Genomic DNA, 5,576 nt, shown 5'->3' with positions numbered 1-5,576 from the left:
ATCCAGCAGGCGCTGCTTCAGGTACTGACGCCGATCTTCGATCCGACATTCTCGGCATCGAGCTACGGCTACAGGCCAGGGCGCAGTGCCCAGCAGGCCGTCTCGGCGATGAAGGCCCATGTCACTGCCGGCCACCGATGGGTGGTCGATCTTGACCTGAAAGCCTTCTTTGACCGGGTGAACCACGACCTGCTGATGGCGCGGATCGCGCGCCGCGTCCGCGACAAGCGAGTGTTGCGCCTGATCCGAGGCTATCTGGAAGCCGGGATGTTCCAGGACGGCCTGGCCGCGCCACGCCGGCAGGGCACGCCCCAGGGTGGGCCGCTGAGCCCACTGCTAGCGTGGATGACGTGGACAAGGAACTGGAGCGCCGCGGTCACCGCTTCTGCCGCTACGCCGACGACCTGCAGGTATGCGTCAAGAGTCAGCGAGCGGGTGAGCGCGTTATGGCTAGCCTGAGTGATTTTCTCGAGAACTCACTCCGGCTGACGGTCAACCGCCACAAAAGTGCGGTGGATCGGCCATGGAAACGCGGCTATCTGGGCTACAGTCTCACTCGGCACAAGCAGCCGAAACTGACGCTAGCCAAGGCCAGCCTGCAGCGCCTGATGCAGCGTGTCCGCGTGATCCTCAAGCGTGGCAGGGGGCGCAACATACGGCGCGTTATCGAAGAGTTGACCCCGGTCCTGCGGGGCTGGGCCAACTACTTCTCCCTCGTCGACGTAGAGCGCCCGCTGGAAGCGCTGGATGGTTGGACACGACGCCGACTACGTTGCGTGATCTGGCGGCAGTGGAAGCACCCATGGACCCGGCGCCGCAAGCTCCTGGCGCTGGGTCTGGACGACCAGCGGGCGTGGAAGTCAGCGGGGAATGGGCGAGGCGCCTGGTGGAACGCCGGCGCCTCGCACATGAATCAGGCTCTGCCTCGGAAGTGGTTCGACCGTCTGGGCCTGATCTCGGTACTCGATACGATCAAAAGGGCTTAGACGTTCTTCGTGAACCGCCGTGGTACGGAACCGTATGCCCGGTGGTGTGAGAGGACGGGGGAGGCGACTCCCCCTCCTACTCGATTGATGACTCACCTGCGACCGAGATCGTGTGGACAGCACCCTGACGTTAACGTTAACTGGAGGGTATCCATAACAACCACAACGCCAGGAGCCACCATGACCGTGCCCATCAGCCGCTTTCCCATCCCCGAGTCGATCCAGGACCTCCCCGAGGACATCCGCGACGCCATGTTGGCGGTGCAGGAGAAGGCCGGCTTCATCCCCAACGTCTTCCTGATGCTGGCCCACCGCCCGGCCGAGTTCCGCGCCTTCTTCGCCTACCACGACGCCCTGATGGAACGGGAGTCCGACACCCTGACCAAGGCGGAGAAGGAGATGATCGTGGTGGCCACCAGCGCCCGTAACCAGTGCCTCTACTGCGTGGTGGCCCACGGCGCCCTGGTGCGCATCTACAGCAAGGACCCGCTGCTGGCCGACCAGGTCGCCATCAACCACCGGGTGGCGAATCTGAGCGAGCGCCACCGGGTGATGCTCGACTTCGCCATGCACTCGGGGCTGGAGGTCGGAGAGCTCACCGACGAGTGGCAGACCCGCCTGCTGGAGGTCGGCTTCACCCAGGACGACATCTGGGACATCGGCGCCATCGCCGCCTTCTTCGGCATGTCCAACCGCCTGGTCACCCTCGCCGGCACCCCGCCCAACGAGGAGTTCTACCTGATGGGCCGGGTGGCGAGGGAGAAGTAACGCCGTTGGCATCCAGAAGGGCTGCCGGTACGCTCGAAGATGAAATGGGGAATGAGGCGAGGCATGTTCAGTGGCAGAGCGTAAGGCATGGAGCGACCAAGACCGACTGCAGGCGCTGGCGCTCTACTGCCGCCTGAGCTTCGGTCAGTTGCATCGCGAGCGGCCCGAGGTCATTTCGGCAAAGCTGGCGGGCTCGCTCGACTTCATGAGCCGATACCAGGCATCCAGTGCAGAGGCGGCCTGGGGCCATTTCTGCTTGGCTTCCCAGATGCGCTTCTGGGTGATGACATGCATGGCGTCTGCTCTATCGCACTTTGCGATATAGTATAGGTTCTACCTTCGGACACGGCAATGGCGCCAGGCAAGAGCGCCCCCGCCGGTTTCCCGGCGGGGGCGCTCGCGTGATGGTCCGCTGTGGGGCGTCAGCCGCTACCAGCTGCCGCCCATCATGCCCATCATGCCGATGGCGCCGAACAGCATGCCGCCTACGGCGATGGCCAGGTAGATCAGGATCAGCACGCCGAAGATGGTGAAGTAGGTCTTGAGCCTGCCGAGTGCGAACTTCATGTCCCGGGTGTCGCCGCTCTCGAAGACCCGCCCGGCGGCGCCCGCCGCCTGCATCAGCACCCAGCCCGCCCAGATCGGAATCCAGGCCACGATCAGGCCGACGATGGAGAGGGCGGTCAGCACCCCCGAGAGGATCAGCATCACGCCGGTGAGCTGCATCCAGAACTTGCCGCGGTAGAGCGGCTCGATCAGGTCGCGCAGAAGTTCCTGAGAGTTGTGGTCCATGTAACGTTCCTTGTCTGGTGGGCGAATGAAATGAAGGGGTGCCGCCGTTGCGATTGGCGCCCAGTACTTTAGCAGTCCCGCAGCGCGCTTGCCCCCTTGGCCCGGAGAGGGGGCGCTACCTGTCGCTGATACCGCTCCTCTCCCTGCACCGCCATGGCCTCTTGGCATGGTGCGTCGCACCAATTGTCGACATTGTCGCCACTCTGTCCGACATTGTCGGGCTTCCCGGGATCGGTCGAGGTCCCTTGCCTGGTTTTCAAGTATCTGAAAATAAAAGACTCAGTAGGGTTTTTGGCATTCCTGGTGCCTGGCTTGCAGCTGCTTGGTGAAAACGTTCATCAAGCCATTCGAGACACCCAGGAGAACACCATGAGCCAAGCCGCCGAAGCCACCGTTTCCGCCACCGTTGCCACCACCGGCTCCGACTATCTGCGCCCCATCGACCGTGACGGCCTGCTGGGCTTCGCCGAGAAGGGCCGCAGCAACCCTGCCACCCGGGGCACCAACAAGGTCCACACCGTCACCGAAGGGCAGTACCGCACCATCAGCCACGTCAGCGGGCACCAGGTGGTGGTGGACGAGCCCCTGCACCTGTTCGGCGAAGATACCGCGCCTGCCCCCGGCGAGATCGTGCTCTCCGGCCTGGGCGGCTGCCTGGCGGTGGGCATCACCGCCGTGGCCACCTGGAAGCAGGTCAAGCTGAGCCGCCTGGAGATCTTCCTGGAGGGGGATATCGGCAACCCCGCCGCCTGGGGAGCCGGCGGCGCCGAGAAGCAGCCTCCCGAGATGGGCTTCCAGGAGATCCGCGTCAAGGTGCTGGTCGAGGGCGACGCCAGCCGCGAGGAGCTCGACGAGATCGTCCGGCACGCCAACTTCTACTCCCCGGTGGCCAACACCATGCGTAACCCCATCCCCTTCAGCATCAGCCTGGCGGACCCGGAATAAGCCGCGCGACCGTACCCCTGAACGCCTGCACGGAGAGATGACCATGATCGAAGCCGCCACTGCCAACGCCGTTCGCACCGCGCCGCCCCCCGCCCCGGGGCTTCCACCCGGTGACGCCTCGAGTGCCGATATCCTGTCGCGGGTCGAGCGGATTGCCGCCGGCCCCCTGGCCGAGATGGCCGGACGCATCGACCGGGGCCACTACCCGCTGGAGATCATGGCGTCCCTGGGCCGCGCCGGGGGGCTGGGGGCCCACCTGGACCGCCGCGGCCAGCGCTTCGACCAGGCCATCGGTGCCATGGCCGAGGTCAGCCGCCACTGCGGCACCACCGGCTTTCTGGTCTGGGCCCACGATGTCTTCGGCCTCTACCTGGAGCAGTCGGGCAACCCGGCGCTCTGCGGTGACTTCCTGGAGCGCCACGCCCGGGGCGACAGCTTCGGCGGCACGGCGCTCTCCAACCCCATGAAGGCGCTGTCGGGGATCGAGAGCCTGGCGCTGCGGGCCCGGCGGGTCCCGGGGGGGTATCGGGTCAGCGGCACCCTGCCCTGGGTGAGCCATATCGCCGCCGGCCAGTACTGCGGCGCCCTGGCCGGGGTCGAGGGCGCCGACGGCAGCCTCTCCCACGAGATCATGTTCGTGCTGCACTGCCGGGAGGAGGTGGCGCTGCGCCAGTGCCCGGCCTTCTCCGGCATGGAGGGCTCGAGCACCTGGAGCATCACCCTCAAGGACTACTTCGTCGGCGAGGATGAGCTGATCGCCGACCCGGCGCGCCCCTTCATCGCCCGCATCAAGGCCGCCTTCATCCTGCTGCAGACCGGCATGGCGGTGGGGGTCACCCAGGGCAGCATCGACGCCATCCGCGAGGTGGAGCCGGCGCTGGGGCACGTCAACCAGCATCTCGACGAGCGCCCCGACGCCCTGCAGGCGGAGCTGGACGAGCTGCGCCAGCGCGCCCTGACGCTGGCGAAGACCCCCTTCGAGGGCGGCCGCGACTTCCTGCTCGAGGTGCTGGACGCCCGGGTGCAGGGGGCCGAGCTGGCGCTGCGCGCCTCCCAGTCGGCGCTGCTCCACCAGGGGGCCAGGGGCTATCTGATGAGCGCGGCTCCCCAGCGGCGCATTCGCGAGGCGCACTTCGTGGCCATCGTGACGCCGGCCATCAAGCACCTGCGCTGGGAGATGGCGCGCCTGATGCGCGAGGAGATACCGTCATGAGCGAGGAGCGTCCCTTTCAGCAGTACATCTGCCGCGCCTGCGGCCTGATCTACGACGAGGCGGAGGGCGACCCGGACAGCGGCCTGGCCCCCGGCACTCGCTTCGAGGATATCCCCGACGACTGGGAGTGCCCGCTGTGCGGCGTGACCAAGGCGGACTTCGAGCCCTTCGTGCCGAGGGAGCCGGTGGACGCCGTGGCGGCCGACGCCAGCCCCCGCCGCGTCGGTGCGGTGGTAGTGGGCGCCGGCCTGGCCGGCTGGGCGGCGGTGGAGGCCCTGCGGGCCCTGGATCGCGACCTGCCGATCACCCTGGTGACCGCCTGCTCGGGCGACCGCTACCACAAGCCGGAGCTGTCGGTGGCGCTGAGCCGCGGCCAGAGCGCCGATGACCTGGTGCGGGAATCCGGGAGCGAGGCGGCACGGCGCCTGGGCGTGCAGCTGCTGCCCCGCACCTTCGTCACCGGCCTCTCGCCGCAGTCGCGCCGCCTACGCACCACCCGCGGCACCCTGAGCTACACCGGCCTGGTGCTGGCCATGGGCGCCCGGCCGGCGCTGCCCGCGGCGCTGCCCGAGGCGCACTGCTGGCGGGTCAACGACCTGGCCGGCTGGAGCGGGCTGCAGCGGGCCCTGGCCGACGGGCCGGCGCGGGTGGCGGTGGTGGGGGGCGGCATGGTCGGCTGCGAGCTGGCCGAGGATCTCGCCCGGGCCGGTCATCGCGATGAGCCTGCTGGACCGCCATCGCCTACCCCCTGGCCGGACTGCTGCCGGAGGCCGCCGGGSRWYGCCCATGCCACACGCGCGGTCGCCCACTACCCAACTGCCAATTACGCGCGTGCTTGTCGCCAAAGCGCGGCAGCGGGTCGGTACGCCTGG

The 5,576-nt window shown here is 67.8% G+C and carries 7 protein-coding genes and 1 pseudogene; 7 read left to right on the top strand and 1 reads right to left on the bottom strand.

The window, feature by feature from the left end; genetic code table 11:
* The 4 genes and pseudogenes from A3220_RS18075 to A3220_RS17500 all read left to right on the top strand — a co-directional run.
* Nucleotides 1-491 (top strand): annotated as a pseudogene (locus A3220_RS18075) (reverse transcriptase domain-containing protein); the annotation flags it as partial.
* A 117-nt stretch (nucleotides 492-608) separates the two neighbouring features.
* Nucleotides 609-986 (top strand): group II intron maturase-specific domain-containing protein, encoded by a 378-nt coding sequence (locus A3220_RS18070; RefSeq protein WP_252860507.1) that lies wholly within the window; start codon nucleotides 609-611, stop codon nucleotides 984-986.
* 180 nt (nucleotides 987-1,166) lie between these two features.
* Complete coding sequence (locus A3220_RS16080) at nucleotides 1,167-1,754, top strand: peroxidase-related enzyme (RefSeq protein WP_062375952.1); 588 nt, start codon at nucleotides 1,167-1,169, stop codon at nucleotides 1,752-1,754.
* Between the two features lie 70 nt (nucleotides 1,755-1,824).
* Nucleotides 1,825-2,079, top strand: a complete 255-nt coding sequence (locus A3220_RS17500) for a hypothetical protein (protein WP_174524476.1) — start codon at nucleotides 1,825-1,827, stop codon at nucleotides 2,077-2,079.
* A gap of 104 nt (nucleotides 2,080-2,183) precedes the next feature.
* On the opposite strand, the gene A3220_RS16075 is transcribed toward A3220_RS17500, so the two are convergent.
* Entirely contained in the window at nucleotides 2,184-2,546 is a 363-nt protein-coding gene (locus A3220_RS16075; protein WP_062375950.1) for a DUF5362 family protein, read from the bottom strand.
* Between the two features lie 369 nt (nucleotides 2,547-2,915).
* Between A3220_RS16075 and A3220_RS16070 the strand changes: the two genes are divergently transcribed.
* The 3 genes from A3220_RS16070 to A3220_RS16060 form a co-directional block, all read left to right on the top strand.
* A complete protein-coding gene (locus A3220_RS16070; RefSeq protein ID WP_062375954.1) occupies nucleotides 2,916-3,491 on the top strand; it encodes an OsmC family protein in 576 nt (191 codons plus the stop codon).
* 43 nt (nucleotides 3,492-3,534) lie between these two features.
* A complete protein-coding gene (locus A3220_RS16065; protein WP_244891589.1) occupies nucleotides 3,535-4,704 on the top strand; it encodes an acyl-CoA dehydrogenase family protein in 1,170 nt (389 codons plus the stop codon).
* The coding region (locus A3220_RS16060) for a rubredoxin (RefSeq protein ID WP_164834403.1) at nucleotides 4,701-5,576 on the top strand (876 nt) is incomplete at its 3' end. The genes A3220_RS16065 and A3220_RS16060, both read left to right, overlap by 4 nt.

The sequence above is a fragment of the Halomonas sp. KX33721 genome (assembly GCF_001596805.1).
Lineage (GTDB): Bacteria > Pseudomonadota > Gammaproteobacteria > Pseudomonadales > Halomonadaceae > Vreelandella > Vreelandella aquamarina.
This window is presented reverse-complemented; position numbering and strand designations above follow the sequence as displayed.